The sequence below is a fragment of the Nocardioides glacieisoli genome, assembly GCF_004137245.1.
Taxonomy (GTDB): Bacteria; Actinomycetota; Actinomycetes; order Propionibacteriales; family Nocardioidaceae; genus Nocardioides; species Nocardioides glacieisoli.
The window spans coordinates 219,493-246,405 of the sequence record NZ_SDWS01000001.1; the positions used below are offsets into that span (position 1 = coordinate 219,493).

Sequence of the window (26,913 nt, forward strand, 5' to 3'; positions counted from 1 at the left end):
GGGCACCAATTCACGCCCGGCCTGGCCCGCCCGTCCCCGGGACGGGCGTCCCTGTCTGGCGGCGTCTTCGCAGTTCAGGCGCCGCCCGTCCGAGAGTTTCAAGAATTCATTCGCATGCTCCTCGCTGGGTGTCGTCGTGAACGACCCGTATGCGTTTAACAGCATCGGCTCTCAGGTACGCCGGAATCAGGGGGGAACCTGAGGTGGGAACCTCCCCGGGACGGCGTTTGCGCAGGTCAACAGGTTCCCCCACTCGTTGGCTGGACCGGCTTGTCAGAAGCCGATTCCCGAGGGTTGTGAGCTGGGCGGCCGGTACTGCGGGGCTGGGAGTCGTGGCGCTGGACGCGATCGGGCGGCCGCGCCGTAGCGGTCGATGGCGTCGACGACGGCCCGGCGCGCGTGCGCTGGTCCGAGGTCGGCACGGTCCCGGCCGAACACCTCGATCCACTGCCGGCGGGCATCGTCGAGGGACTCCGCGACGAGGTGGGAGGTGTTGCTGTGACGCCCTCGAGTCATGGCCACGTACGCCGCTGCGGCACCGGTGTGTTCACCGATCAAGACGTGGGCGCGGTCAACGGTGTCGCCCTGCGCGCCATGCACGGTGGTGGCGTAGGCGAGCTCGACGAACCGTGCCGCGTACTCGGCCGGGATCTCTCGATCACGACCACGGCCATGAAGGACGAGGCTGCCGTCGTCACCGACAACGGCCACGGTCCAGCTCTGTCGGTTCGCGACCTGCAGAGCGTGGTTGTTGCGGCGGGTCGCGACCCGGTCCCCAACCCCGATCGTCTCCCCAGCGCTGGTCGAGAGGAACCGGCCCTCGGTGCGATCGAGGCCCGGTCGCCGGTCGCGGATAGCGGCGTTGAGATCGGCCACCTGCTCCCGGGTGTCGGCCACGACGAGCTCGCCGATGGCTCCGGCGTCGGCGAGAGCGAAGGTACCTTCGACGTCGCTGGGGTGGATCACGATCTGACCTCGTCGCTGTAGGGCGTCGAACAGCGCGCCCGGATCGTCACCGGTGCGCATCCGGAGACTGAGCGCGGCGTAGTCGGGGTCGGTGAACCGGTGCACCTTCTCCAATGTCACGACGGCACTCGGGTGCGCCCACGCGAGTGCGTGATCGAGCACGCCGCCCCGGCCAACGGCGGGGAGTTGGTGGCGGTCCCCGACGAGCGCGATGCGGGCACCGGTCTCGTCCGCGATCGTGAACAGCGCCCTGGCGGTGTCCTGGTCGAGCATCCCGGCCTCATCGACCAGCAGCAGGTCACCGACCTGCAGCCGTGCGGCCTCGGCGGGGGCGGGGTGTGGTTCACGGGTCCAGTGCCCGTCGACATCCCAGCACCAGCCGTGCTGTCGGATGAGCCAAGCCGCAGAGTGCCCGTCGGCGCCCGTCTCTGTAGTGGCAACCTCCGCGGCCTTCAACGTCGGCGTGACTACGACCAGCCGGTGCCCTTGGAGGGTGAGCATCTGTTGGGTGGTCCGCAGCGCGGTGGTCTTTCCGGCACCCGCAGCGCCTTCGACCACCACCAGCTGGCCGTCGCCGGCCAGGGCGCCCACCACCGCTGCTTGGGTGGCGTCGATCCTGACCAGTGCCCGCCCGCCCATGTGGGCCCGTCGGGCCGGCCGCGCGGCCCGGGTGGCGAACCGCGCGATGAGGTCGGCTTCAACGTCCAGAACCTGCGGCGAGGACAGCGACCGGACGTGCTCGGGCACATCGGGTCGCGACAGCAGCCCGACGCACCTTGCTGCCGCCCGAGCGGTGATGTCTTCGGCGAGCTCGACCCGCGCAGCCGTGCCGGCGAGCAGGCCGGTTTGCGCGAGGAGGACCTCGGTCCTCCCGCGAATGTCGGCCGTGTTCCACGCAGACCGCTTGCCGCCGAGGATGGAGACGACCAGCTCGGCCGCGGTGTCCCGGTCGATCCACCCCGGCCGCGTGCCGGGCAGCCGCAACGGGCCGGTGGGGTCTCGGTAGCCGAGGTCACGCAGCTCGGCGTTCCAGCGCTCCACGAGGTCGCGCCCGTTCGTGGGTACGACCTTGTCGGGACGCGCTTGAGCCCACGCCCGCCGATCCCACGCCTCCCGCAGCCGCAACCCCGGTTCCTCGCCCGGATGCTCGGACCGCCATTCGGCCTCGTACCGGTCGACATTGCGACGGATCTGCGCGGTCCGGGCACTGAAGGCGCCCGCGTACGGCGCCAGCTGCTGGATCTCCCCGGACTCCGGGTCAAGCGATAAGCCGTACGCGGCGAGGGCCGTCCGGAACTGCGGGTCCGTCGCGACCGCTGCGTGCCCGATGCCATTGATCGCCTTGATGCTGTCCCTGATCCCGACCGAGTGCAGACCCCGCCACGTCCCGGCTGCCCAGACGCGGGCATTGATCTGCAAGTGAAGGTGACGATGCGGGTCACCCGCCCGCGAGGTGTAGTGCCGGATCACTGCGGCCTCGATCCGCTCGACCGGCACCTGGACCTGGCGGTCGCGGGGCCCGACCCGGGTGGTCGCGTGCTGTGCGATCCAGCCGACGATCTCGGCGGCGGCTCTGTCCTGCGCGGCATCCAGTGCCGCGGAGACCTCAGGGTGCAGAGCCGCGGCCAGCGACCAGGTCTTGGGTCCGTTCACGGTGACCTCCACGAACCGCAGCGCGTTCGGGTCCTTGCGGAGTCGGCCCTTCGGTGTCCTCGATTCGATGTCGATCCCGGCCACCCACTCCTCATACGCATCGCCGGTCATCTCACCGGCGTGCTCGACGCCGTCCGGGGTCGCGGCCAGTCGGACGGCGACACCGGTGCCCTCATCGAGGTAGTAGTCATCCGCACGGGATCGATCGCGCTCGACGTAGGCACGCGCCGCGTTCGCTGCGCCGCGGTAGAACTTCACGCCGCCATGCACCCGCACCACCCGCCTCCACGGCGTCCGTCGACAACCAACGGACCCCTAGAAATGCCGCGTGGGCCGCCCGACCACGGGCGACCCATCTACGAACATTCGTAGCATGTGTGCCGCTCGAAAAGGAGGGGTTGGACGAGTAGGACGCCAGACATCTGGAGGCGATCTTGGGGACCGTCGATGGTCAACGAGCGTCAATCATTCGAGGGAACGGGCGGGCGGCGACGTCGGCGAACGGTGGCATCAGTAGGTGTCCGCGAACCTGAGGTTCCGTAGAGGGCGCGCCCGTCCTGGGTGGGAGACCGGGCGGACCATAAGGGACGAGCGTGTTGTCACACACCGTCGCCGGTCTCGTAGTTCCAGAAGTGGTTCGGCTTGCGGGACGGGCGCTGATCCCGACCTCGACTGGCTAGTGGCAACTGCCTCGCAGCCGAGTCGAGCCACGGCGAGCCGGCCACCATTTGTTTACCGGATCTGCCGAGTTGAGGATGCGTTCGATCAGTTGCCGCAATCAGCCCGATCGAGTGGCGTCGAAAAGACTCACCTCACCAGACGGCCGTCGGCGATGGGGACGATTCGGTCGCAGCGGGCCGCGACGGTCTCGTCGTGAGTGGCGAGCACGACGGTGACGCCGCGGGTCTCGCGGATTCCGAACAGCAGGTCGAGGATCTCGGCGCCCGTGGTGGAGTCGAGGTTGCCGGTGGGCTCGTCAGCCACCAGCAGGCGAGGGTCGTTCATCAGGGCGCGGGCGATGGCGACGCGTTGGCGCTGCCCGCCGGAGATCTGGGACGGCAGCGCGTCCTCGCGGCCTGCGAGCCCGACGTCGTCGAGCAAGGAGCGGGCGCGGTCCTTGGCGTCGTACGTCGTCTTGTAGGGCAGCACGGGGAGCATCACGTTGTCGCGGGCGGTCAGTGCGGGAAGCAGGGCGAAGTGCTGGAAGACGAACCCGACGGTGCGGCGGAACGCGACCAGCTCTGCTCGGGGCAGGGCGGTGACGTCGCGCCCGTCGCAGACGATCGAGCCGGCATCGGGTTCGTCCATGCCGCCGAGCAGGTGCAGCAGCGTCGACTTGCCCGAACCAGAGGGGCCGACCAGAGCGATCACCTCGGCGGCGTCGATATGGAGATCGACCCCGTCAAGTGCGCGGACGGTGACTCCGCCGGGGGTGATGTAGGACTTCTCCAGCCCGGTGGCGTCGATCTGGTAACCGGTCGTGATCGGCTCGGGCAATGCCGTCGCTGAGGTCATAGTTCAGGTTACCCTCGAACTGCAGCACGCTGAGGCGAGCAGATCGCGGCGATGCAGCAGCGGTCGCCAAAGGGGTCTCATGTTCCGGGTTGCACTGGCACAGGCGATGCGGCGGCGTGCGCGCGGGCTGGCGGTGGTGTTGGCGATCGTGATGGCGTCCGTGTCGTTCGCGTTGTTGACCTCTGCGGTGGCGACTTCACGACTGGACGTCCAGGGCACGGTGGAGGAGAACTACCGCACGGCGTACGACATCCTGGTGCGCCCGGCCGGCACGGCCTCGGACCTGGAGAAGTCCGAGGGTCTGGTGCAGCAGAACTATCTGTCGGGGATCTATGGCGGGATCACGATGGACCAGCTGCGGCAGATCCGGGCGTTGCCAGAGGTCGAGGTGGCGGCGCCGGTCGCGATGATCGGCTACATCTTCGCCACGGTGGACGTGCCAGTGGGGATCAACGAGGTGCTGACCGACGACCTGGATCAGTTGTACCGGTTCACCCCCATCTGGACGACTGACCGCGGGCTGAGCCAGTTGCCGGACCAGACTTCGTACGAGTACTTCACCCGCCGCCCGCTGAACTGGGACACGCCGAACGACACGGTCCCTCCGCAGCTGCGCAGGCCAAGTACGGGTGGGCGCGTGCAGGTGTGCGAGGAGTGGAGACAGCAGGACGAACGGCTGCCTCAGCGCAACGCCTTCGACTACTCCCGGATGTCCCAGCTCGGGTGCGACGGATCCAACCCACCCCGACCCGGCAGAGGCGCCGACCAGTTGGAGTTGGGGCAGATCGGGTTCAACTTCCCCTACCAGTTTCCGATGCTGATGGCCGCTATCGATCCGGTGCAAGAGGCCAGGCTGGTTGGGTTGGACGACGCAGTCGTGTCCGGTCGGTACCTCACCGCACGGGACCAAACCGTTACCCCGGAGCTGATAGGTAAAAGGTTCACCAAGTCCGAGGTGCCGATCCTGATGGTGAACAGGCCCTTGACCGATGACCGGGTCGAGTTGCGGGTGGAGCGGCTGGATGTTCCACCAGCCGCGGAACTTGTGGACAGGTTGAGTGGACCGAGCCCGGCCGACTGGGCCGCTCGGCTTCCAAGTCAGCCGGTCAAGACGGTGCGCGTCAACGCTCGGCAGGCCTACGACCGGTTGCTTCGCGAGTACGCCGCGGGCGCCGCGCAGTACTCGCCGGACTACTGGACGCTCGGTTCAGCTGCATACGAGCGCGCGGGCTCGGGGGCGCTGCGGGTTGTCGAACAGCCGCCCTCTCGCCGGGCCGTCTTCCGGAACTTCTATCAAGGTGGCTACCGGGCCCCTGCACCATCAGGTGATGTCAACTTCCGGCGCCTGGCGAAGCCGTTGCAGACGAGCAGCCAGATCGTGAACGGCGTGCTGGGGTCCCCCTACCTAAAGCAGGTGGGAGTGTTCGACCCGGACCTGATCGAAGGATTCAGTGAGCTGTCCGAGGTGCCGTTGACGACCTACTACCCGCCCGACACGGCGCCCGCGGATGCCCGGTCCAGGGAGTTGCTGAAGGGGCGGTCGTTGCTGCCGAACGCGAACCTGGGCGGCTACCTGCAACAGCCGCCGATGATCTTGACCACGATCAAGTCCCTGGAAACGTTCAAGGACCCCACCTACTACCCCTTCGTCAAACCCGAGGACACCGAGGCACCGGTGAGCGTGATCCGGATCCGCGTGGCCGGAGTCACCGGTGCCGACGATGAGAGTCAGACCCGCGTCCGCCTGGTGGCGGAGCGGATCGCGCGGGAGACCGGGCTGACCGTGGACATCACCATCGGCTCCTCCCCCACCCCGCAGACCATCGTGCTCCCGGCCGGTCACTTCGGGCGCCCCGAACTCACCTTGACCGAAGGCTGGGTCGTCAAGGGCGTCAGTGTCAGACTGCTGTCCAGCATCGACAAGAAGTCCTTGACCCTGTTCGGGCTCGTCCTGATCGTGTGCGTGTTGTTCATGGGCAACGCCACCCTCGCCGCGGTCCGCACCCGCCGCGCCGAGCTCGGCGTACTGGCTTGCCTGGGTTGGTCGGCCCGTCGGATCTTCGTCATGCTCCAAGCCGAACTCCTCCTGACCGGGCTGATCGCCGGTACCCTCGGCACCGCCCTAGCGTCGGCGGTCGTCGGTCTCTCCGGGTTGGACGTCACTTGGTGGCACCTCGCCCTGATCACCCCCGTCGCGACCCTTCTTGCGGCATTGTCTGGGGTGATTCCCGCTTGGCGCGCCTCCCACGCCACCCCCATCCAGGCCATCCGCCCCGACGTACGCGGACCCAAGCGCGCCGCCACCGGTGTCCGCGGCATCACCACCCTCGCCCTCGTCGGCCTGCGCCGCCTCCCCGGCCGCACCCTGCTGGGTGCAACCTCGCTGTTCATCGGCGTCTGCGCTCTCTCGGTCCTGCTCGCCGTCCAACAAGCCTTCCAAGGCGGCGTCACCGGCACCGCCCTCGGCGACGTGATCGCCGTCCAGGTCCGCGGCGTGGACTACCTCGCCGCCGCCGTGACCATCGCACTCGGGGCGTTCGCGATCGCCGACATCACTTACCTCAACATCTCCGAACGCACCGCCGAGATCGGCACCCTGCGCTCAACCGGCTGGACCGAGAACCACGTCCGCCGCCTCTTCGCCGTCGAATCCCTCGCCACCGCCACCCTCGGCGCCGTCGCCGGCGCCGTCGTCGGCGTCACCGCCGCCGCACTGCTCCTCCCCATCCCCCTGACCACCAGCCTCACCGCCGCCGCCATCGCCACGGCAGGCGGAATCGTTGCCGCCATGGTCGCCGCCACCGCACCCCTGTCCCGCCTCACCCAGCTCGCCCCCGCGACCGCCATCGTCACCGAATAGGTATCGACGCGGAGGGGTGTTCATGTGCGGGCTTCTGCCTGTGGGACCACCGGAAAGGCCCCTTCAGGCCTGACCTTTCTGGCGCTGCCCGCCAACGTCACGGAACGCAGAACGACGTCGATCACCAACATCTGGGTGTGCCGCGATGAGCACGTGAGGCGGTCGGGGCGAGGACCGTCGGCTCAGACGGGCTCGCGATGATTACTACTGGATCCACTACTGAACCCGCTAACTACACCGAAGCACGGTGGTCAAGCCCCAGCTGCACGAAGGCGCGGGAGCGCCCGGATCTGCCGCGTTGACGGCGGCCACGCTCGCGCGGATCTGCTGATGACAGCACTCCTCAGAACAGTTGTCAGGGGGTGACCCCTTGGGTTGGTTTGGAGTCCGAGAAGTCCAGTTCGTGTAGCGACTGAACTCGCGCACACCCGGCCGTGACATAGGCATCGTCGCGATCAAGCAGCACGGCGGAAAGGCCGATGGCGAGCGCGCCAAGGACGTCCTGGTCGAGGGATTTCCTACCATCAGGGCCTCCTCGGCGTCGACACCAAGATGCGCTACGGCGTGGATGAAGGCGCGCCGGTCGGGCTTGCCAGCCGGAAGGACGGACGAAGCGAGTAACACGTCGATCTCGTCGCTCAGCCGCAGTCGGTCCATCTTCAACCGCTGCTGGTCCTCGTCGCCGTTTGTCAGTACGGCAACCTTGAGCCCCGCCTCCCGAGCCCGACGAAGCGTTGGCACGGCGTCATCGAACACCACCCAACCAGCCTCGTACCGCTGTTGGAAGGCGGCAATGGCATCGTCGGCACGACGGTCATCCAGGGCGACGGCGAGGAACTCGCGCACCCGCTCTCGGCGCATCTGGACAAAGGTCACCTCACGCCGGGCGTACCGCGCGTACTGAGTCTCCGACACCTGCGTCCACCGCGTAGCCACATCGGGATCGGTGATGCCATGTTCTTCGGCCCAGCCAACGACAGCGCCAGCGGTTGCCGATGCCTGGTCGACCAGCGTGTCATCGAGGTCAAAGAGGACGGCGCGGAGCATTGCCCGATCCTTTCACCCGCGCGGACGCCCCGGATAACGTCCAGATCTGCCGCGTTGCGCGTGAGCTCATCTGCCGATACGCGGATGTGCGGACGTGCGGACGGCGTTTTTCCCAACCTCGGGCGTCCTGCTGCACAGGGGTAGGGGTAGGTGAGGTAAGACAACCGTTCGGTCCGTTCACCCGTGTTTCTAAGTGTCCCCGTTTCGAGGGACACTGGTGAGTGGAGGAACGTCATGAAGACCGAAATCGACTGGGGGCACGAACTCGATCGCTCGTTTGCCATTGAGGAGCCCATTGCCGTCGAGCGCTACGTGGCGCGAGGTCACCGGGCGCTACGCCACCGTAGGACGTTCACAACGATTGCTGCGGCAGCCACGTTGGTTGCTGCCACAATGACATGGGCGGCGCTGCCAGCGCTCTACTCGTCGGGCGACTCCGTGGTCGCGGGCGAGGGGCCGGGAGCGTCGCCGCCAGCCTCGTCGGATGTAGCGAGACCTTCTCGCTTCCGCACCGCGTCGCCGCAGGAACTGGAGAGGATGCCGGACGGAGTGCCAGTGACGTTGCCCGAGAGTGGCGACGCGTTCATTGTTCGACCCGGATGGCGAGTAGACCGCAGCATCGAGTCAATCGGCGAAGCGGGATGGACCGCGCGGTGGGCGATACAGGTCGTCCAGGAACGCTCAGACACAGAGCGATGGGTGACGATTGACTGGCTCGCGCAGGAGACTGTCGCACTCAATGTCGAGGCACCAGGGCAGCGGTATGCAGACTTCGAGGAGTTTGCCGCCGATGTGATCACCGATTTCGGAGCCCCGTGAATCGCGACGAGCGCGACGCCCAGTTCACCGATTTCGTAGTTGGTCGGTTGCCCCACCTGCGCCGGATCGCGTACGCCCTTACTGGCGACCGGCACCATGCAGAAGACCTGCTGCAAACAGCCCTCGCCAAGTTGTACGTCGCTTGGCCTCGCATCCACCACGAAGGCGGCGAGGAGGCATACTGCCGACAGATCTTGGTCCGCACGAACATCGACGACTTGCGAAGAAGTTGGCGGCGCGAGTGGCCGACCGAAGTCCTGCCCGAGCACGCCGCCGATGCCGCGCCTTCCATCGAGGAGCGTTCTGCCCTCTTCGATGCGCTACAAGCCCTCCCAGAGCAGCAGCGCAAAGTGGTCGTGCTCCGACACTGGCTCGGCCTATCGGTGCGAGAAACGGCATCCGAACTGGGCATCAGCGACGGCACGGTCAAGAGCCACAGCAGCCGAGGACTGTCGGCGCTTGAGGCGTTGCTCGTGCAGGAGCGGCACGACTGAGGCCACCCCGCAACGTCCGGATCTGCCGCGATGTGGGAGGCCGTGGGGGCCTTGGGACTAGCACTGACTACTCGTTGACCGTGGACGGACCAGGGGTCGCGGACTCGGTCGCGGCCGGGGCCTGCGGCCAGTAACTAGGCACGGTGATGGTGTCGAAGATGTCCGCACCGTCGGACCGCCAGCGCACTTCGGTGGCGAGGACGTACAGGGTGCGGTTGTCGTAGGACCAAGCCGTCATAACGGGGCTATTGGCTGTGCATCGACCCGAATACGTGCTGGTGCCCGGCGTGTCGTGCGCAACCTCGACGAACTGCGGATCGTCGGGCTGGCAGGTACTCATTAGGTCGGCTACGACGTCCAGTCCGTTCTCCAGCGCCGTCTGCGGGTCATTCGCGACGGCCATGAGGACGGGGCAACTGGTGTCGGGTTCGGTGGCATCGCCGACGCATACCTGGCTCACAGATGGCCGGTTGAGAACCTCCCAGCCGGGCGGAAGGTCGAACTCTGCTCCGTTGAGGTTCTCTGCGTTGAACGGGACGTCGGCGGCTACCTGATCGGGATTGCGATTGTTCATAGGTCCAACCACGGCATAGACGATGGCGATGGACACCAAGGCGGCGGCAGCGCCCGAGACACGGCGGAGCTTCGTGCGCCGGTTGCCCCGTGCGCGGACATCGTGCGGTGTGGGCAGGTCGTGCTCCCAACGCGTGTCGCGGGCACTCTCTAGCAGGTCAAGGTCGTTCATGTAGTTGCTCCTCCTAGAGCAAGCGCTTCACGCAGCGCATCGCGGCCCCGAGAGAGGTGGGACTTGACCGTCCCTTCGGGCATACCAAGCAGCTTCGAGACGTCCCGCACAGGCATGTCCTCGAAGTAGTGAAGGACCAGGACATCGCGTTGCGCTGGGGTCAACTTGGCCAACGCCTGGTGCAGGTGCAGCAACTCATCCGGGGGGCGGATGTGCTCGCGTGACCTCGCCTCTAGTCCCAGCCGCGCTGCGGCTTCTCGCAGGGTGCGCCGCCAATCCCGAATGGCTAGCCTCCACGCCACCGTGGTCACCCACCCCACCGGATCGTCGTTCTCCAACCGATCCCACCTGCGCCAGGCCCGTACGAATGCTTCCTGCACGGAGTCCTCCGCACGTGTGGCGTCGCCTGTGCGCAGGTAGATGTTGCGCACCAGTCTCGGGGCCCGCGCGGCGTAGAACGCATCGAAACTCTCTGAGTTGCTCATGCGCCTCCTGCCGTTGGTAGACCCTCTAGCCACCTATAGCCCCACGGGGGCCATCCAGGTTGCAACCAGCATCAACAATCCAAACCATCATCAGCGCCAGGTTCCGTATGGCGCGAGACGTCTGGATCTGCCGCGATCAGGTCGACTTTTGAGCACCCACGGCGGCCGGCAACGCGGGGGTGAAGCCTTCAGTGGCGAGCCAGGCTCGGGCGCGTCCTCGCCGCCGTTCCGCGGAGTACAGATACCAGCGATCTTGAAGGTCGAGCCAGCGTGTCAGCTCGTCTCTGAAACGGCGGAACGCGCCCCGACCCTCCAACGTCCGCGCCATCCGGTCGGCAAGGTCTGGTTCGGCGACCCCGGCGACGAACCGCTCCATGTCGCGGTACCCGGCGCGTGAGCCTTCGCTCACGACCCACAGCCAGCGCTCGCCGTCGTCGAGATCTTCCTCATCCTCGCTCTCGATCCCGTACTCAAAAGATCGCTCGGGCCACACCTCGCCGGTGTGGAGATCGATGCGGCCACCGCCCGCGACCGGGTCTCCCTCGAGCACATCGACGAGTTCGTCGAGATCGACCGGCAAGCTCCTTAGCAACGGGGACGGCCCAGCACCGAGTCGCGCCGTCAATGCACCAACCAAATCCTCGTCGCCCTCCCAGTCCCTCTCGCGCAATTCGGTCACGCACCGCTGAGCCAGTTCGCGCGCTCCACCGATGTTCTGAACCAGAGCCGCCTGCAGCCCATCACCGATCAGCTGGAGCGCGTGACCTGGCCAGGGACCAGCGCGGAGGAGCGACACCAGCGCCTGTTCATCCGCTGCGAACACGGCGGCGCGAAACTCTCGTAGCCGCTCTCGCTAGGACATGTCGGCATTCTTCCCATCGCTGCCGTTTCGCGCACTACTCGCGGCAGATCCGGACGTTCAGCCCACGTGCACGGTCTCCACCACGCGATCGTCGCCATAGCTGAGATTCAACCGACCCGGGTTGAAGTCGGCAGTCGCCATAGCCTCCGGCTCATGCGCTCGCACGAACCATCCGGCTGAACTCGCCTGGGTGGCTGCCTCGTCTACGTCGAGTCCCACGAGTCGCTCAAACTGGAACTGATCGTCGCGTCCGGCGACGCCCTGTGGGGGCTGGGTAGTCCAGGACTCACCTCGTCGAGGCTCCACGAAAACCGTGACCGGCGTGCCGTCAGATAGTGCCACTGGATGTTGGGCGAAGTAGTCGGCCGCCGCCGCCATGTCCCGCGGGGCAACTTCGAACTTGATAGCGCGGTCCTCTGGCCCCATCACGTACCAGGTGAACGGAAGATCCCGGCCGCCAAGATACGCAGCGACCTCGCTGACGTCACGAAACGACGGCATGTTCCAGACTCGCACATCGGCAGATCCGGTAAGTCAGACGCACGCCGACAGGCGGCGACAAGGCGCACCTTCGACGGCCCTGTCGGCGATCCCGCTACGGACCACCGGCCCTGGGAAGTCAGTCAGCGCGGTGCACTTGGTTGTCGGTACGAGGACACCCCGCGATTGCCGACGTTAGTTCAGCAGCCTGAAGCGTTCCGTGACGCTCTGAGCCAGGTGAGCGCGGCCTCTCGTGCGGCGACGTGTTCACTTGGAATCGTCCGCAGGCGCGATGCGATGAGGTCGGCGTCGACGAGATTTGCCTTGAGCAACGCGATGACGAAGTTGCGGTCCTTCTCGCGTAGAGCAACCAGCTTTGCGACACAGAGGTCCTCCTTGTCGAGGCACCAGCCGGTGAAGCGTGGCTCGCCGCCTGCCGCCGCGGTGTTGGTGTTCTGCACCTTGACCAGTCGGTTGCGCCAGCCGTCGGGGAGGACTGCCGTTTCCAGGTCGACGCCATCGATGCTGAAGCCGTGCAGTTCCTCGAATGGCGAGAGTTCGCCGGCCACACCTTCGATCAGGTCGGCCAGTCGCGCGGTCTCATCGTTGGTCTCGGCCATAGGCAGGATGTCGACCTCGATAGACATCGTTGCGGCCGCGGGCAGTTGTGACTCGTCGTACGTGCCGAGGATGGCCTGCGAGCCGACAACGATGACCTCGGACTGGTGGATGATCTGGCAGGCCGTGCGGATGGCGTGCTCCAGTTGGTCTCGTCGCATCTCAGCCGACCAGTTGCAGGACTTCGCGGCGCTGCTCGTCGGGGAGCAGCCCGGACATAGGGGAGACCTCGCGCATCTCGATCGAGTCTCGGTCGAGACCCGTGAGGACGCGGTGCAGTCCGGGGAGGTCGCTGCGCTCGACGAGCTGGCGCCAATGGTCGAGATTTCGTTCGTGCGGCTGGCCGGTCACGTTGTCGCCGAGGCGGTCGAGGTTGCGCTCGATCGTCGGCCGCCACTCCTCGAGGCTCAGGTGATTCAGGAGCGTGGAGAGTCGCCGGTGCAGTTGCCAGGAGCGGCGTTCGGACCGGGTCACTTGGGGGACGACGGGGCGTCGTACGACCTCAAGGCGAAAACCCATGCAGGACAGAAGACGGTCGAGCTGGTCGTCGCTGAGGTCGACCTTGCCGGAGAGGAAGCCGCTGATGCTCGGTTGCCGCACACCGCTGAGCCGGGACAGGCCGGACTGTGTGGTGCTCGTCTCGAGCATCACCTCGCGCAGCACGTCACTCCTACTCGTCATGAACGCAGTATAGCAAAGAATGCTATAGGCGAGCGGGTCGCGGTTGGGGTTCTCGGGCAACACTGGGGCAACACGAGGTCCAGAAACAGCCGGAGATGACCAACGACGCCCAATCGTCCATTGTCGCTCTGACCTGCACTTTCACTGATCTCCAACGTCGTCCGGTGACCCTTCGGTCGCCCTCTCACGGCGGTAACGCCGGTTCAAATCCGGTCGGGGGTACCAACGCACGACGAAGGGCCCGGTCCATCTGGACCGGGCCCTTCGACGTTCTCTGCACCAGGGGCGCGTCAGCCCGCCGGCTTCACCGCCAGCACCGCGCACTCCGCTCCGAGCAGGACGCGCTGTGCCACGCTGCCCATCAGCAGCTTGCCGACGGGCGTACGCCGTCGCAGGCCGATGACGACCAGGTCGGCCGACACGTCGGCGGCCACCGCGAGCACCTGGTCGCCGACGTCGGCGCCCATCGAGCGGCGTACGTCGACCTCGACGCCGGCACCGCCGAGCTCGGTCGCCAGCGCGGCGATCTGCTCGTCGTCGGCGTACCTCTGGTCCACGAGCGCGTCGCCGCGGGTGGCGTTGACCACCACGACCCGGCCCGCACGGAGCTTCGCCTCCTCGAGCCCACGCGCCAGCGCGGCCTCGCCGAACTCGTCGGGCGTCCAGCCCACCACGATGGTCGTCATCGCACCTTCTCCTCTTCGTCGGACCTGTCGACCGCGATGCCTTCGTCCACGGCCACTGCTGCGGGGGCGGGGCGGACCGTACGCAGGACGAGCGGCGCGATGATCGCCAGGGCGACGATCACGTAGATCACCACGGCCAGCGGCTCGCTCCAGAGCGCGGACACCTCACCTCCCGAGATCGCCATCGCCTCGCGCAGCTTGAGCTCCATCAGCGGACCGAGGATCACGCCGAGGATCAGCGGCAGCACCGGGATCGCGAAGCGTCGCATCATCAGCCCGAGCAGGCCGAGCACCAGCAGCAGGAACAGGTCGAAGGCCTGCAGGTTGGTGGCGTAGGCGCCGAGCGTGGCGAAGAACAGGATCCCGGCGTAGAGCTGCGGCCGGGGGATGCGCAGCAGCTTGGCCCACACCGGCGCGAGCGGCAGGTTGAGCACCAGGAGCAGCAGGTTGCCGAGCAGCAGGCTGGCGAGCAGCGCCCACACGAGGTCGGGCTGGTCGGTCATCAGGCTCGGGCCGGGCTCGATGCCGTAGCCCTGCAGGGCCGCGAGCATCACGGCCGAGGTCGCGGTGACCGGCAGGCCGAGGGCGAGCAGCGGCACGAACGTCCCGGCCGCCGAGGCGTTGTTGGCCGCCTCCGGTCCGGCGACTCCCTCGATGGCGCCGCGGCCGAACTCGTCGTTGCCACGTCGGACGGCCAGCTTCTTCTCGGTGACGTAGGAGAGGAACGTCGGGATCTCCGCGCCGCCGGCCGGGAGGGCGCCGAACGGGAAGCCGAACGCCGTACCGCGGAGCCACGGGCCCCACGACCGCTTCAGGTCCGTGCCGCTCAGCCAGGGCTGGCCGACCGGGATGACCCGCACCGGGCTGCGCCGTAGGTGGGCAGCCACCCAGAACGCCTCGCCGAGGGCGAAGATCGCGACCGCCACGACGACGATGTCGATGCGTCCCGCCAGGAGCGGCTGGTCGAAGCTGAGCCGCGTCTGGCCGGTGTTGAGGTCCAGGCCGACCAGGCCGATGGTGAGGCCCAGGAACAGCGCGATGAAGCCGCGCAGCGGTGAACCGCCCAGCACGCTCGTCACGCTGACCATCGCGAGCACCATGAGGGCGAAGTAGGACGGGGCGCCGAGCTCGACCGCCACCGATGCGAGCGCCGGGGCGAAGAAGACGACCAGCATCGTGCCGATCGTGCCGGCGATGAAGGACCCGATGGCTGCGGTGGCCAGCGCCTGTGATGCCCGTCCGACCTTGGCCATCAGGTTGCCCTCGAGCGCCGTCATCACCGACGCCGACTCGCCCGGTGTGTTGAGCAGGATCGCGGTGGTCGAGCCGCCGTACATCCCGCCGTAGTAGATGCCGGCGAACATGATGAACGCCGGGATCGGGTCCAGGCCGTAGGTGACGGGCAGCAGCAGCGCGACCGCCATGGCCGGGCCGATGCCGGGCAGGACGCCGACGAAGGTGCCGAGGAGCACGCCGATCGCGGCGAAGAGCAGGTTCTGCGGCGTGAGGATCGAGCCGAAGCCGTCCATCAACAGGTTGAGGCTGTCCATCAGAGCACCCCGTCCAGGATCCCGGCGGGGAGGATGACGCCCAGCACCTCGTGGAAGAAGTACCAGCTGCTCACCGACAGCACGAGGCCGACGATGACGTCACGCACGAGCGTGCGGCTGCCGAGGGCCCAGGCCGAGCCGACGAAGAGGACGGCGCCGCTGAGTGCCCAGCCGACGAACGAGATGGTCAGCACGGTGAAGAGCAGGACGCCGACCAGCTTGAGGACGGTGACCCAGTCGGCCGGCTGGCGCAGGTCGATGTCCTCGCCGCCCTCGGCCTGGGGGACGTCGCCCCGGAAGGTCGCCAGCACGAGCAGCAGCCCGAGCAGCACGGTGATCGCGCCGATGACGTAGGGGAACACGCGCGGGCCGACCGGGTCGCCGAAGCCGATCCGGAGGGTCGTGGCCTCGTAGAAGGTGTAGGCGCCGATCACCACCAGCAGGGCGGCGAGGCCGAGCTGGGCAAGGTCGCGGTCCGGGGGCGTGTGCTCCGCGGACGCGGGCGCGTCAGGGGTTTCCAGTGATGTGCTCACAGCAGGTCCAGCTCCTCGAGGGTGGTGGCGACGCGCTCGTCCTGCTCCTGCAGGAACGTCGTGAAGTCGTCGCCGGTCTTGAACTCGTCGATCCAGCCGTTGTCCTCGAGTGCTTGTTGCCACTCGGGGGTCTCGTGCATCTCCTCGAGCATCGCGATGAGCTCGTCGCGGCGCTCGTCGCTGATGCCGGGGGGCGCGAAGACGCCGCGCCAGTTGGTGAAGACCAGGTCGATGCCCGACTCGGTGAGGGTCGGGGCGTCGCTGATGCCCTCGCCCTTGAGCCGCTCCTCGCCGGACACCGCGAGCAGGCGCAGCTCCCCGGACTCCAGCTGACCGGTGAACTCGCCGACGCCGGAGAAGCCGACGTCGATCTTGCTGCCGAGCAGGGCGCTGGTCAGCGGGCCGCCGCCGTCGTACACGACGTAGCGCACGTCGCGGGCGTCGATGCCGACCGCGGTGGCGAGCTGCATCGGGAAGAGGTGGTCGGGACCACCGGGCGAGGATCCGCCGCCGACGACGATGGACGACGGGTCGTCCTGCCAAGCCGTCACCAGGTCCTCGATGGACTGGTACGGCGAGTCGGCCGGGACCAGCACGCCCTCCTGGTCCTCGATGAGCTGCGCGAGCGGCGTGGCGTCGTCGAGCTTGTAGGGGGCGCCGAAGGAGTAGAGCGAGCCGACGACGCCGAGGCCGGCGGTCATCATCGTGCGCTCGTCGCCCTCGGCGTTCATCAGCCGGGTCATGGCGACCGAGCCGCCGGCGCCGATCACGTTGGTGACCTCGAAGCTGCCGCCGGTGATGTCGTCGTTCTCCATCACGGCGATCGCGGCGCGGCCGGTCTGGTCGTAGCCGCCGCCGGGGCTGTTGGGGATCAGCATCGTCATGTCGTTGCTCTGGGCACCGCGGGTCACGCCGCAGCCGGTGGCGAGGAGCAGAGCGCTGCTCAGCGCCGCGAGGGTCGCGACTGCCCGCATGCCCGTGCGCCTCGTCCCGTGTCGGGTGAGGGGACGCATCATGGGTCTCCGTTTCTGTTCGCCGGTCGGAGCGGTCGGGGGACCGCTCCCGACGATGGTGGAGACTGCGTGTGGTGCTCGTCACGCTTGCGCAAGCAATGGAGGTTCTGGAACTTGTGGTCACGCCTGCGGCTGCGACCGGCGACGCTCGCCGGCCAGTTCCTCGTGCTGCAGGTCGTCGTCCTGCTCGTCGTGGTGGCGGTCGCCAGCGTGGTGTCGGTCCAGCAGAGCGACGCCGACTTCCGTGACACCCGGGGCGCCCGGCTGCGTGCGGCCGCGGAGACCCTCGCCAACACCAAGATCGTGCGCCTCTCGTTCCGCACCGACGAGGTCGAGACGAACCGGGCGACCCTCACCTCCGTCACCCAGCGGGTGCGCTTCGAGGTGCAGGCCAGCGGGGTCTACCTCACCGACCCGGACGGGGTGGTGATGGTGAGCAGCGACTTCGGCGGGCGCGACCGCCGCATCGACCTCGGCGGCAGCACCGTCCAACGGCTTCGCCCCTGGACCGGTGACGTCGACGACTTCGGTACGCCGTCGATCGCTGCGCAGGTGCCGATCATCAACCGGCAGCTCGAGCTGGTCGGGATCGCGATGGTCGCCGAGGAGTACCCCACGTGGGGCGAGCGCGCCCGCAGCGTGCTGCCCGACCTGCTCACCTTCGCCGGCCTCGGGCTCGGCCTCGGGATGGCCGGCTCGTTCCTGCTCTCGCGCCTGATCCGGCGACGTACGCGCGGCTTGGAGCCCGCAGCCATCGCGGCGCTCGCCGACCAGCGCGAGGCGCTGCTGCACTCGATCCGCGAAGGCGTCTTCGCCGTCGCGGACGACGGCACCGTCACGATGATGAGCGACAGCGCGCAGGAGCTCATCGGGCTCGACGGCGACATCGAGGGCCGCCGGGTCGACGACCTCGACCTCGATCCCGCGGTCCGCGACCTGCTCGCCGACGACGCCGAGATCCGCGACCACGTCGTCGTGCTGGGCGACCGGGTGCTGGTCGTGAACCGCAACCCGGTGATCGAGCGCGGCCGCCGCGTCGCGAGCGTGACCACCCTGCGCGACCGCACCGAGCTGCTCGCGCTCCAGAGCGAGCTCAGCGCTCGCGAGTCGATCACCAACACGCTGCGCGCGCAGACGCACGAGTTCCACAACCAGCTCCACACGATCTCCGGCCTGGTGCAGCTGGAGGAGTACGACGAGGTGTCCCGCCTCGTCGGGACGCTGAGCCGGCGCCGCGCGGAGATCTCCGACGCCGTGCTCGCCCACGTCGAGGACCCGGCCGTCGCGGCACTCCTCATCGCCAAGACCAGCCTCGCTGCCGAGCGAGGCGTCGACCTCACGGTCGGCGACGGCAGCGACCTGCCCCGGCTCGACCCGGAGCTGTCGACCGACGTCAGCACCGTGCTCGGCAACCTCGTCGACAACGCCGTGGACGCGTCGGTGTCGGTCGGCGGCCGCTCGGTCGAGATCGGACTCCACCTCGACGACGCGGTCGTGCGCGTGGCCGTCGCCGACACCGGTCCGGGCGTGCCGCCCGACCTCGTGGGGGAGATCTTCCGCCGCGGCTGGAGCTCGAAGGAGTCGACGGTCGGCGGCAGGGGTGTCGGGCTCGCGCTCGTCCAGGTCGTCTGCGAACGTCGGGGCGGCGCGGTCCGGGTCCGGGCCGGCGACGACGGTGCCGGTGCGGTCTTCGAGGCCGATCTGCCCGGAGCGGTGCCGCGACAGGCGTCGGGAGCGGAGGTCGGGTGAACGGCGGAGCAGAGGTCTCGGTCCTGGTCGTCGACGACGACTTCATGGTCGCGCGCATCCACACGCAGTTCGTCGAGCGCACGCCCGGCTTCCGCGTCGTCGGGGTGGCCAGCAGCGGACAGGCCGCCCTCGAAAACGTCGCCCGGCTGCGGCCCGACCTGGTGCTGCTGGACGTGCACCTGCCCGACATGACGGGCATCGACGTGCTGCGCCGCCTGCGGGCCGGCGGCGACGACGTCGGCGTGCTGGTGGTGACGGCAGCCCGCGAGGCCGACACGGTGCGAGCGGCTGCATCCGGGGGAGCGGTGCACTACCTCGTGAAGCCCTTCGACTACGACGACCTGCGCGTGCGGCTCGAGTCGTTCCGCACCGCGCACCTCGCGCTGTCGGGTTCCGCCGCGCCGGGCCAGGACGACATCGACGCCGTCTTCGGTGCCGCCGCCCCAGCAGCGGCGGCCGCCCTGCCCAAGGGCCTGAGCCCGGAGACCGCCGAGGCAGTCGAGGCCGCACTGGCCGGGTCGGGCGAGCTCTCCGCGGCCGAGTGCGCCGAGGCGGTCGGCATCTCGCGGGTCTCCGCACGGCGCTACCTCGAGCACTTCGTCGCTCGCGGGTCGGCGGTCGTGCGCCTGCAGTACGGCGGCGCGGGCCGTCCGGAGCGGCGCTACCGGTCCAGCTAGCCCTGTCGGCGGTCAGTCGGCGGGTCAGGTCGTCCGCAGGTTGGCCGGGTCCACGGCGCGCTCGAGCCACGGACGCACCAGCCGGGTGGAGGCGAGGAGGGCGAGCCAGATCAGCCCCAGCGTGGCGGCCCGCAGGGCGAGGTCCAGGAGGAGGGCCACCGGATCCCCGAGCATCGTCACAGCTCCGACGGCACCTGCGCCGACCAGCGCGAGCACGGAGGTCGGCACCGCGGCCAGTGCGACCTCCCATCGCACGGCGCGCTCCAGCACCGCCAGGGGCACCCCTTCCGCCGCGAGCGAGGCGAGCGACCTGCGCCGGTCGGTCAGGGACTCCACGCCGTGGACGACGAGCGCGAACGTCGCCACCACGAGGGCCACGAGCAGGACGGCGTAGGTGAGCGCCATCGGCACCGAGTACATCGCCTCGACGCCGCGGCCGTTGCTGCGCGCGTTCGCCAGCAGGTCGGCCATCAGGCTGGAGGCGCCGCCCGAGACCAGGGCGATCACGCCGATCGCCGCCGCGGCACGACCCGCGGCGCGGGCGTCCATCACCAGCCAGCGCGACGCCAGCAGCAGCGCGGGCGAGGACGTACGACCGGCGAGCGAGCGACCGGCTCGGTAGGCGACCCAGGGCGCTGAGGTCAGCACGCCCAGCACCAGCAGGGTGATGCCGATCATCAGCCCGAACTGGGCCCACCACGTCTCGAAGAAGGGCAGGTAGACCGGACCGGCCAGGAAGAGCCCACCTGCCAGGAGCAGGCCCGGGAGCCACCCGCGCGGCGGCGTACGTCGTGTCCCGCGCGACACACCGAGCGGCGAGACGACCACCTTGCGCGAGGCCAGGGCGCCGGTCAGGACGCCGAGCAGGCCGACCGCGAGAACGACGAGCAGCACCTGCCACCACGCCGGTGAGGCGGCCGGGACCATGCGGAGCTCCCGCGCCACGTCCCGGTCCCCGACCCACGACAGTGTTGCGTCGGCGCCGAAGAACGCGCGCAGGAACAGGTGGACGGGCAGGCCGAGGAGGCCTCCGGCCAGTGCCGGGAGACCGACCTCCCACGCGCCGATCGCGCGGACCTGCCGGGGCGTGGCACCGGCAAGGCGCAGGGCCGCGAGCCGGCGCTCGCGGGCCGCGGTCCCGAGCCGCACGACCTGCTGGAGCAGGGTGAGCGGGACCAGGCAGACGAGGAGCAGGGCGAAGAAGTAGCCGGGCCGCACGCCCCGGTCCCAGAGCAGGTTGGCGACGTCGCCGCCGTAGCCGATGAAGACGGTGCTCCCGTCCGCCATGGTCTCCTCGACGCCGTCGAGCGCGGTGTAGCCGACGACCGACAGGGCGACGAGGAGCAGCCCCGTCACGACGGCCGTGCAGGCCGCGATGGCGAGCGCCCGGGCCCGGCCTCCGCTGCGGTAGGAGCCGAGCGCCAGTGCGAGGGCGGTCACGACGCCGTCACCGGCTGCCCGGCCGCGAGCGATCCGTCCCTCAGCACGACCTCGCGGTCGGCGCGGGCCGCCACCCGGTTGTCGTGGGTCACCACGAGCAACGACGCGTCGGCGTCGCGGACCGCGGCGAGCAGCTCGGTGAGGACGACCTCCCCGGCGACGGTGTCGAGCGCGCCGGTCGGCTCGTCGGCGCACACGAGGCGAGGACCCGTGACCAGCGCCCGGGCGACGGCGACGCGCTGCGACTCGCCGCCGGAGAGCTCGGCCGGCACCTGGTCGGCGACCTCCGCCACCCCGAGGCGCTCCAGCCACGCCAGCGCGGCCGTCCGCGCCGTACGCCGGTCGGTGCCGTCGAGCAGCAGCGGAAGGGCGACGTTCTGGACGGCCGTCAGGTCGGGCACGAGCTGTCCGAACTGGAGCACCAGCCCGATCTCGCGGCGTCGCAGCCGCGTGCGGGTGGCCTCGTCGAGCTCGTCGAGCCGCTGCCCGGCGAACGTCACCGACCCCGCCTCCGGCACCAGCACGCCGGCGGCGCAGTGGAGCAGGGTCGACTTCCCGCTGCCCGACGGGCCGGTGACGGCCACGACCTCGCCCGGCTGCACGTCGAGGGAGACGCCCCGGAGTGCCTCGGTGCGAGCGAACGACTTGTGCAGGCCGCGCAGCTCGAGCAGGTGGTTCATGCGGGTGCCTTTCCGGCTTCGGCGACGCGGGCGGCGGCGGATTCCAGCCACCCCAGCTCTGCGTCGAGGTGGGAGACCGTGTGGTCGATGACGATCCGCGCGGCCGTGTCGGTGGTGGAGTCCTGCAGCTGGAGCTGGTGCTTCATCGCGGCGAGGTGGACCGCCCGCTGGCGCGCCAGGAAGCCGGCCGTGTCGCCGCCGAGTCGCAGCGCGGTGACGGTCTTGCGCACGAGCTCGCCGGCCGGGTAAGGGCCCGCGTGCTCGGCCGTGGCGAGCCAGGCGTCCAGCTCGTCACGGCCGAGCGGGGTGATGGCGTACGTCGTGCGCTCCGGACCCCCGTCCTGGAGCGTCTCGGCGACCTCCACCAGTCCGTCCCTCTCCAGCTTGGCCAGGGCCGCGTAGACCTGGCCGTAGGCCAGTGGCTTGGCGCCCGGGAACCGCTCGTCGTGGATGCGCTTGAGGTCGTAGCCGTGGGCCGGACCTTCGGCGAGAACCCCGAGGAGGGCGTGGGAGACGGACATGGCGGCGACTATACACACAATGAATACACAGGGTGAATAGTGAGTGCACCGTCGACGAGGTGATGGGCCTCGCGGTGTCCGTTTTCCGCTGGTACGACGTCGGCCGAGGCGGCAGACTCGGGGCATGACACCGACCGGGCACCTCGACACGGAGGCCTGCTACCGCGCCGTGAAGAGCCGGGACCGCCGGTTCGACGGCGTGTTCTACACCGCGGTCCGCACGACCGGGATCTACTGCCGACCGTCCTGCCCGGCCCGCACGCCCGCCTCGGCCAACGTCAGCTTCCATCCGACCGCGGCGAGTGCCCAGTCTGCCGGCTACCGGGCCTGCAAGCGGTGCCTGCCCGACGCCACCCCCGGCAGCCCGGAGTGGGACGTCGCCGCGGACGTCGCCGGCCGCGCGATGCGACTGATCGCCGACGGACTGGTCGACCGCGAAGGTGTCGGCGGCCTGGCCGAGCGCGTCGGCTACACCCCACGCCACCTCGGTCGGCTGCTCAGCCAGGAGCTCGGCGCGGCACCGCTCGCGCTGGCCCGCGCGCGTCGCGCGCAGACCGCGCGGGTGCTCATCGAGACCACCGACCTGCCGCTCACCGACGTCGCGTTCGCGGCCGGGTTCGCCAGCGTCCGTCAGTTCAACGAGACCGTCCGGGAGGTCTACGACGCCTCGCCCTCGCAGCTGCGCGGGCGGGGGCGGTCGCGGGCCGTCGCGACCGCCAGGCCGTCCGGTGCGGTCACGATGCGGCTCGCCGTGCGCACGCCGTTCGCCGGCCGACGCCTCCTCGACTTCCTCGCCTTCCACGTGGTCCCCGGTGTCGAGGTGGCCGAGCCCGGCACGTACGCCCGGACGCTCGACCTGCCTCACGGTCCCGGCACCGTCCGGCTCCACCTCGCCGACCTGCCCGCCGGCGGCGGCACCGGCTTCGTCGTGGCCGAGTTCTGGCTGCACGACCTGCGCGACACGGCGGCCGCGAGCGAGCGCGTACGCCGCCTCCTCGACGCCGACTGCGACCCGACCGCCGTCGACGCGCAGCTCGGCGCCGATCCGCTGATCGGTGACCTGGTGCGGGCCACTCCCGGTCTGCGCGTGCCGGGGCAGGTCGACGGCGCGGAGACGGCCGTGCGCACGGTGATCGGGCAGCAGGTCAGCGTCGCCGGGGCCCGCACGGTCGCCGGGCGGATCGTCGCCTCGCACGGCCGCGCGGTCGACTCGCCGGTGGCGGGGCTGACCCACCTGTTCCCCGACGCGGCCGCCCTCGCCGGCGTCGATCCCGCGTCGCTGCCGATGCCGCGCGCTCGTGGCCGGGCGCTGGTCGCGCTGGCGACGGCCCTCGCCGACGGGAGCGTGGTGCTCGACCGCGGACCCGACCGTGGCGACGTACGCCGTGCGCTCCTGGCACTTCCCGGCATCGGGCCGTGGACCGCCGACTACGTCGCGATGCGTGCGCTCGGCCACCCCGACGTCTTCCTGCCGACCGACCTCGCGATCAAGCGGGTGCTCGCCGATCTCGGCGGGTCGGTGGACTCCGACCCGGAGCGCTGGCGGCCGTGGCGGTCCTACGCCCTGATGCATCTGTGGAACACCCTGATGCCCGACACCCCTGCCCTCGCGCGCCCGGTGAACCCCGGTGAACAAGGAGAACTGACATGTGGACCGTGATGCCCTCGCCCATCGGCGACCTGCGCATCGTCGAGCGGGACGGCTCGATCGTGGCGATCGAGTTCTCGCCGTTCAAGCAGTCGGCCGACGGACGGCCGCTCGGCGCCCGCTCCGACGACGAGCCGGTGCTCGCCGAGACGGTGCGCCAGCTGACGGCGTACTTTGGTCGCGAGCTCACCGACTTCGACCTGCCCCTCGCGCCCGTCGGCACGGAGTTCCAGAAGCGCGTGTGGGAGCAGCTGGAGAAGATCGCATACGGCGAGACCGCGTCCTACGGCGAGGTCGCCGGCCGCCTCGGGATGACGAACGCGGCCTCGCGAGCCGTCGGCCTGGCCAACGGCCGCAACCCGATCCCGATTGTCGTGCCGTGCCACCGGGTCATCGGGGCCAACGGAACCCTCACCGGGTACGCCGGTGGGCTGGAGCGCAAGCAGCAGCTGCTCGAGCTGGAGCAGGACGCGCTGTTCTGAGCGGACGTCGGATCAGCCGACGGGTCGGTGCGCGGTGCCGCCGAGAGCGGCTCCCACCCCGGCCGGCAGGAAGACCAACCCGGCCGTGAAGACGACCATCGGGGAGTCGAGCAGGAGGCGTTCGCCCAGGCCGAGGCTGTCGTCGGCCTCGACGAGGGCCAGGCCGAGGAGCCACAGCAGCCCGAAGGCCGCGGCCACGAACGCCCACGTCACGACGGTCGGCGACGCACCCCGTCGGCGCCCGTCGACGTAGGCCCATCCGAAGCTGATCACGACGACGACGCCGAAGGCGATGAGGCCGGCCCCGATGTTGGCGTCGCCGTCATCGGGGAAGAGGAAGGGAAGAGCGGCGTAGTAGGCGGCGAGTGCGGCGCCCATCACGACGAGCCGGACGACGAGCTGGACGAGGATGGCGATGACCTGGTGTCCCATGCCCCCACTCTGCCGACTCCGACCGTGTCGGCACAGCGTCGGCGTACTCACGTCCGACGGCGGGGCTACTCCGCCGCAGCCCGCCGCAGGGACTCGGACAGCCGGTCGGCGGCCGCGAGCACGGCGGGCGCGTGCATCCGGCCGGGCTGGCGGGAGAGCCGCTCGAGGGGGCCGGAGACCGACACGGCGGCGATGACCTTGCCGCCGGGGGACCGGACGGGGGCGGACACCGAGGCGACACCCTGCTCGCGCTCGCCGACCGACTGCGACCAGCCGCGGCGGCGGATGCCGGAGAGGGCGGTGGCGGAGAAGGCGGCGTTCTGGAGGCCGCGGTGCATCCGCTCCGGGTCCTCCCAGGCGAGCAGGATCTGCGCGGCGGAGCCGGCGTTCATCGTCAGCTGGGACCCGACGGGGATGGTGTCGCGCAGGCCGGACGGACGCTCGGCGGCGGCGACGCAGACGCGGTGCTCGCCCTGGCGGCGCCACAGCTGGGCGGACTCGCCGGTGATGTCGCGCAGCCGCGCCAGCACCGGACCGGCCGAGGCCAGCAGGCGGTCCTCCCCGGCCGCCGCGGACAGCTCGGAGAGCCGGGGGCCGAGGACGAAGCGTCCCTGCATGTCGCGGGCCACCAGCCGGTGGTGCTCGAGCGCCACCGCGAGGCGGTGGGCGGTCGGTCGGGCCAGCCCCGTGCCGGCGACGAGGCCGGCCAGGGTGGCCGGTCCGGCCTCGAGAGCGGCGAGCACGAGGGCGGCCTTGTCGAGCACGCCGACGCCAGATCCGTTGTCCATATGCCGATATTGTCATCTCAGAGAGTGGGATGCAAGATGTAGCGTCGGCGCACCGCATCGCAGCAGAAGGAGAAGCAGAGATGGGCAAGACCCTGTCCGAGAAGGTCTGGGACGAGCACGTCGTCCGGAGCGCACCGGGAGAGCCCGACCTTCTCTTCATCGACCTCCACCTCCTCCACGAGGTGACCTCGCCGCAGGCCTTCGACGGCCTCCGCCTCGCCAACCGCACGGTCCGTCGTTCGGACCTGACCCTCGCCACCGAGGACCACAACGTCCCGACGATCGACTGGGACAAGCCGATCGCCGATCCCGTCTCGCGCACGCAGGTCGAGACGCTGCGCAAGAACTGCGCGGACTTCGGTGTCCGCCTGCACCCGCTGGGCGACGTCGAGCAGGGCATCGTCCACGTCGTCGGCCCGCAGCTCGGCCTGACGCAGCCCGGCATGACGATCGTGTGCGGCGACTCGCACACCTCCACCCACGGTGCGTTCGGAGCGATCGCCTTCGGCATCGGCACCTCCGAGGTCGAGCACGTGCTCGCCACCCAGACCCTGATGCAGTCCCGGCCGAAGACGATGGCGGTCACCGTCAACGGCACCCTCCCCGACGGCGTCACCGCCAAGGACCTGGTCCTCACCCTGATCACACACACCGGCACCGGCGGCGGTCAGGGCTACATCGTGGAGTACCGCGGACAGGCCATCGAGGAGCTCTCGATGGAGGCCCGGATGACGGTCTGCAACATGTCGATCGAGTGGGGAGCCAAGGCCGGCCTGATCGCGCCCGACCAGACGACCTTCGACTACCTCGCCGACAAGCCCGAGGCCCCGAAGGGCGCCGACTGGGACGCGGCCGTCGCCCACTGGAAGACCCTGCGCACCGACGACGACGCGACCTTCGACCAGGAGATCGTGCTCGACGCCTCGACGATGACGCCGTTCGTCACGTGGGGCACCAACCCCGGCCAGGGCGCGCCGCTCGGTGCTAACATCCCCGGCCCCGACGACTTCGACGAGCCCAACGACAAGGTCGCGACCGAGAAGGCCCTGCACTACATGGGCCTGACGGCCGGCACTCCGCTGCGCGAGGTCAAGGTCGACACCGTCTTCGTCGGCTCCTGCACCAACGGCCGCATCGAGGACCTGCGCCTTGCCGCCTCGATCCTCGAGGGCCGCACCGTCGCTGCCGACACCCGCCTGCTCGTCGTGCCCGGATCGGTGCGCGTACGACTCCAGGCGGAGGCCGAGGGCCTCGACCAGATCTTCCTCGCCGCAGGCGCCGAGTGGCGCGGCGCCGGCTGCTCGATGTGCCTCGGCATGAACCCCGACCAGCTCGCACCGGGGGAGCGCAGCGCGTCGACGTCCAACCGCAACTTCGAGGGTCGGCAGGGCAAGGGCGGTCGTACGCACCTCGTGTCCGTCCCCGTCGCCGCCGCGACAGCGGTGCGCGGCACCCTCTCCAGCCCCGCTGACCTGCAGGAGGTCTGAGA

General features: G+C 69.6%; 26 protein-coding genes. 8 read left to right on the top strand and 18 right to left on the bottom strand.

Annotation, left to right across the window (positions count from 1 at the left end):
* Positions 1-273: 273 nt before the first annotated feature.
* Positions 274-2,877 (bottom strand): MobF family relaxase, encoded by a 2,604-nt coding sequence (gene mobF / locus EUA06_RS01100; RefSeq protein WP_242497898.1) that lies wholly within the window; start codon positions 2,875-2,877, stop codon positions 274-276.
* Positions 2,878-3,426: 549 nt separating this feature from the next.
* The gene (locus EUA06_RS01105; RefSeq protein WP_129473163.1) at positions 3,427-4,134 is read right to left on the bottom strand and encodes an ABC transporter ATP-binding protein; all 708 of its coding nucleotides are present in this window, start codon (positions 4,132-4,134) and stop codon (positions 3,427-3,429) included.
* A gap of 79 nt (positions 4,135-4,213) precedes the next feature.
* Between EUA06_RS01105 and EUA06_RS01110 the strand changes: the two genes are divergently transcribed.
* A complete protein-coding gene (locus EUA06_RS01110) occupies positions 4,214-6,994 on the top strand; it encodes an ABC transporter permease (RefSeq protein ID WP_129473164.1) in 2,781 nt (926 codons plus the stop codon).
* Positions 6,995-7,222: 228 nt separating this feature from the next.
* On the opposite strand, the gene EUA06_RS01115 is transcribed toward EUA06_RS01110, so the two are convergent.
* Positions 7,223-8,041 (bottom strand): HAD family hydrolase, encoded by an 819-nt coding sequence (locus tag EUA06_RS01115; protein ID WP_207208155.1) that lies wholly within the window; start codon positions 8,039-8,041, stop codon positions 7,223-7,225.
* 234 nt (positions 8,042-8,275) lie between these two features.
* On the opposite strand from EUA06_RS01115, the gene EUA06_RS01120 reads away from it, so the two are divergent.
* On the top strand, positions 8,276-8,860 hold the full coding sequence (locus tag EUA06_RS01120; protein ID WP_129473165.1) for a hypothetical protein: 585 nt from the start codon (positions 8,276-8,278) through the stop codon (positions 8,858-8,860).
* Positions 8,857-9,354: a SigE family RNA polymerase sigma factor gene (locus tag EUA06_RS01125; RefSeq protein ID WP_129473166.1), complete on the top strand. Its 498-nt coding sequence runs from the start codon at positions 8,857-8,859 to the stop codon at positions 9,352-9,354. The genes EUA06_RS01120 and EUA06_RS01125 overlap by 4 nt, the downstream gene beginning before the upstream one ends.
* Before the next feature lie 67 nt (positions 9,355-9,421).
* Here EUA06_RS01125 and EUA06_RS01130 read toward each other — a convergent pair whose 3' ends face one another.
* The 10 genes from EUA06_RS01130 to EUA06_RS01175 form a co-directional block, all read right to left on the bottom strand.
* Positions 9,422-10,099, bottom strand: coding sequence for a hypothetical protein (locus tag EUA06_RS01130; RefSeq protein WP_129473167.1), 678 nt, complete (start codon positions 10,097-10,099; stop codon positions 9,422-9,424).
* On the bottom strand, positions 10,096-10,584 hold the full coding sequence (locus EUA06_RS01135) for a SigE family RNA polymerase sigma factor (protein WP_129473168.1): 489 nt from the start codon (positions 10,582-10,584) through the stop codon (positions 10,096-10,098). The genes EUA06_RS01130 and EUA06_RS01135 overlap by 4 nt, the downstream gene beginning before the upstream one ends.
* Positions 10,585-10,720: 136 nt before the next feature.
* Positions 10,721-11,407: a UPF0158 family protein gene (locus tag EUA06_RS01140; protein ID WP_129473169.1), complete on the bottom strand. Its 687-nt coding sequence runs from the start codon at positions 11,405-11,407 to the stop codon at positions 10,721-10,723.
* A gap of 96 nt (positions 11,408-11,503) precedes the next feature.
* On the bottom strand, positions 11,504-11,947 hold the full coding sequence (locus tag EUA06_RS01145) for a hypothetical protein (RefSeq protein ID WP_129473170.1): 444 nt from the start codon (positions 11,945-11,947) through the stop codon (positions 11,504-11,506).
* Positions 11,948-12,126: 179 nt separating this feature from the next.
* The gene (locus EUA06_RS01150) at positions 12,127-12,705 is read right to left on the bottom strand and encodes a DUF6036 family nucleotidyltransferase (protein WP_129473171.1); all 579 of its coding nucleotides are present in this window, start codon (positions 12,703-12,705) and stop codon (positions 12,127-12,129) included.
* A gap of 1 nt (position 12,706) precedes the next feature.
* Entirely contained in the window at positions 12,707-13,225 is a 519-nt protein-coding gene (locus EUA06_RS01155) for a helix-turn-helix domain-containing protein (RefSeq protein WP_242497899.1), read from the bottom strand.
* A 290-nt stretch (positions 13,226-13,515) separates the two neighbouring features.
* Complete coding sequence (locus EUA06_RS01160; protein ID WP_129473172.1) at positions 13,516-13,911, bottom strand: universal stress protein; 396 nt, start codon at positions 13,909-13,911, stop codon at positions 13,516-13,518.
* Positions 13,908-15,461, bottom strand: a complete 1,554-nt coding sequence (locus EUA06_RS01165) for a tripartite tricarboxylate transporter permease (protein ID WP_129473173.1) — start codon at positions 15,459-15,461, stop codon at positions 13,908-13,910. The genes EUA06_RS01160 and EUA06_RS01165 overlap by 4 nt, the downstream gene beginning before the upstream one ends.
* Complete coding sequence (locus EUA06_RS01170) at positions 15,461-15,994, bottom strand: tripartite tricarboxylate transporter TctB family protein (protein ID WP_129473174.1); 534 nt, start codon at positions 15,992-15,994, stop codon at positions 15,461-15,463. The genes EUA06_RS01165 and EUA06_RS01170 overlap by 1 nt, the downstream gene beginning before the upstream one ends.
* Entirely contained in the window at positions 15,991-16,968 is a 978-nt protein-coding gene (locus EUA06_RS01175; RefSeq protein ID WP_207208156.1) for a Bug family tripartite tricarboxylate transporter substrate binding protein, read from the bottom strand. The genes EUA06_RS01170 and EUA06_RS01175 overlap by 4 nt, the downstream gene beginning before the upstream one ends.
* A 153-nt stretch (positions 16,969-17,121) precedes the next feature.
* Between EUA06_RS01175 and EUA06_RS01180 the strand changes: the two genes are divergently transcribed.
* Positions 17,122-18,756: a sensor histidine kinase gene (locus EUA06_RS01180; protein ID WP_129473176.1), complete on the top strand. Its 1,635-nt coding sequence runs from the start codon at positions 17,122-17,124 to the stop codon at positions 18,754-18,756.
* Positions 18,753-19,433 (top strand): response regulator, encoded by a 681-nt coding sequence (locus tag EUA06_RS01185; protein ID WP_242497900.1) that lies wholly within the window; start codon positions 18,753-18,755, stop codon positions 19,431-19,433. Before EUA06_RS01180 ends, EUA06_RS01185 begins: the two co-directional genes overlap by 4 nt.
* 24 nt (positions 19,434-19,457) lie before the next feature.
* Here the strand turns inward: EUA06_RS01185 and EUA06_RS01190 are convergent, their stop codons facing one another.
* The 3 genes from EUA06_RS01190 to EUA06_RS01200 are packed head-to-tail and all read right to left on the bottom strand — an operon-like array spanning position 19,458 to position 22,074.
* Positions 19,458-20,873 (bottom strand): FtsX-like permease family protein, encoded by a 1,416-nt coding sequence (locus EUA06_RS01190; RefSeq protein WP_129473177.1) that lies wholly within the window; start codon positions 20,871-20,873, stop codon positions 19,458-19,460.
* Positions 20,870-21,553 (bottom strand): ABC transporter ATP-binding protein, encoded by a 684-nt coding sequence (locus EUA06_RS01195; protein WP_129473178.1) that lies wholly within the window; start codon positions 21,551-21,553, stop codon positions 20,870-20,872. Before EUA06_RS01195 ends, EUA06_RS01190 begins: the two co-directional genes overlap by 4 nt.
* The gene (locus tag EUA06_RS01200; RefSeq protein WP_129473179.1) at positions 21,550-22,074 is read right to left on the bottom strand and encodes a PadR family transcriptional regulator; all 525 of its coding nucleotides are present in this window, start codon (positions 22,072-22,074) and stop codon (positions 21,550-21,552) included. The genes EUA06_RS01195 and EUA06_RS01200 overlap by 4 nt, the downstream gene beginning before the upstream one ends.
* A gap of 124 nt (positions 22,075-22,198) precedes the next feature.
* Here EUA06_RS01200 and EUA06_RS01205 point away from each other — a divergent pair, with 124 nt between their 5' ends.
* Positions 22,199-23,734, top strand: coding sequence for an AlkA N-terminal domain-containing protein (locus EUA06_RS01205; protein ID WP_129473180.1), 1,536 nt, complete (start codon positions 22,199-22,201; stop codon positions 23,732-23,734).
* Positions 23,722-24,204 carry a methylated-DNA--[protein]-cysteine S-methyltransferase gene (locus EUA06_RS01210; RefSeq protein WP_129473181.1) on the top strand — a complete coding sequence of 161 codons (483 nt, stop codon included), beginning with the start codon at positions 23,722-23,724 and terminating at the stop codon, positions 24,202-24,204. The genes EUA06_RS01205 and EUA06_RS01210 overlap by 13 nt, the downstream gene beginning before the upstream one ends.
* A gap of 12 nt (positions 24,205-24,216) precedes the next feature.
* Here the strand turns inward: EUA06_RS01210 and EUA06_RS01215 are convergent, their stop codons facing one another.
* A complete protein-coding gene (locus tag EUA06_RS01215; RefSeq protein WP_129473182.1) occupies positions 24,217-24,636 on the bottom strand; it encodes a hypothetical protein in 420 nt (139 codons plus the stop codon).
* Positions 24,637-24,701: 65 nt separating this feature from the next.
* Positions 24,702-25,424 carry an IclR family transcriptional regulator gene (locus tag EUA06_RS01220; RefSeq protein ID WP_129473183.1) on the bottom strand — a complete coding sequence of 241 codons (723 nt, stop codon included), beginning with the start codon at positions 25,422-25,424 and terminating at the stop codon, positions 24,702-24,704.
* An 80-nt stretch (positions 25,425-25,504) separates the two neighbouring features.
* Between EUA06_RS01220 and leuC the strand changes: the two genes are divergently transcribed.
* A complete protein-coding gene (gene leuC / locus EUA06_RS01225) occupies positions 25,505-26,911 on the top strand; it encodes a 3-isopropylmalate dehydratase large subunit (protein ID WP_129473184.1) in 1,407 nt (468 codons plus the stop codon).
* The last annotated feature ends 2 nt before the right edge of the window (positions 26,912-26,913 follow it).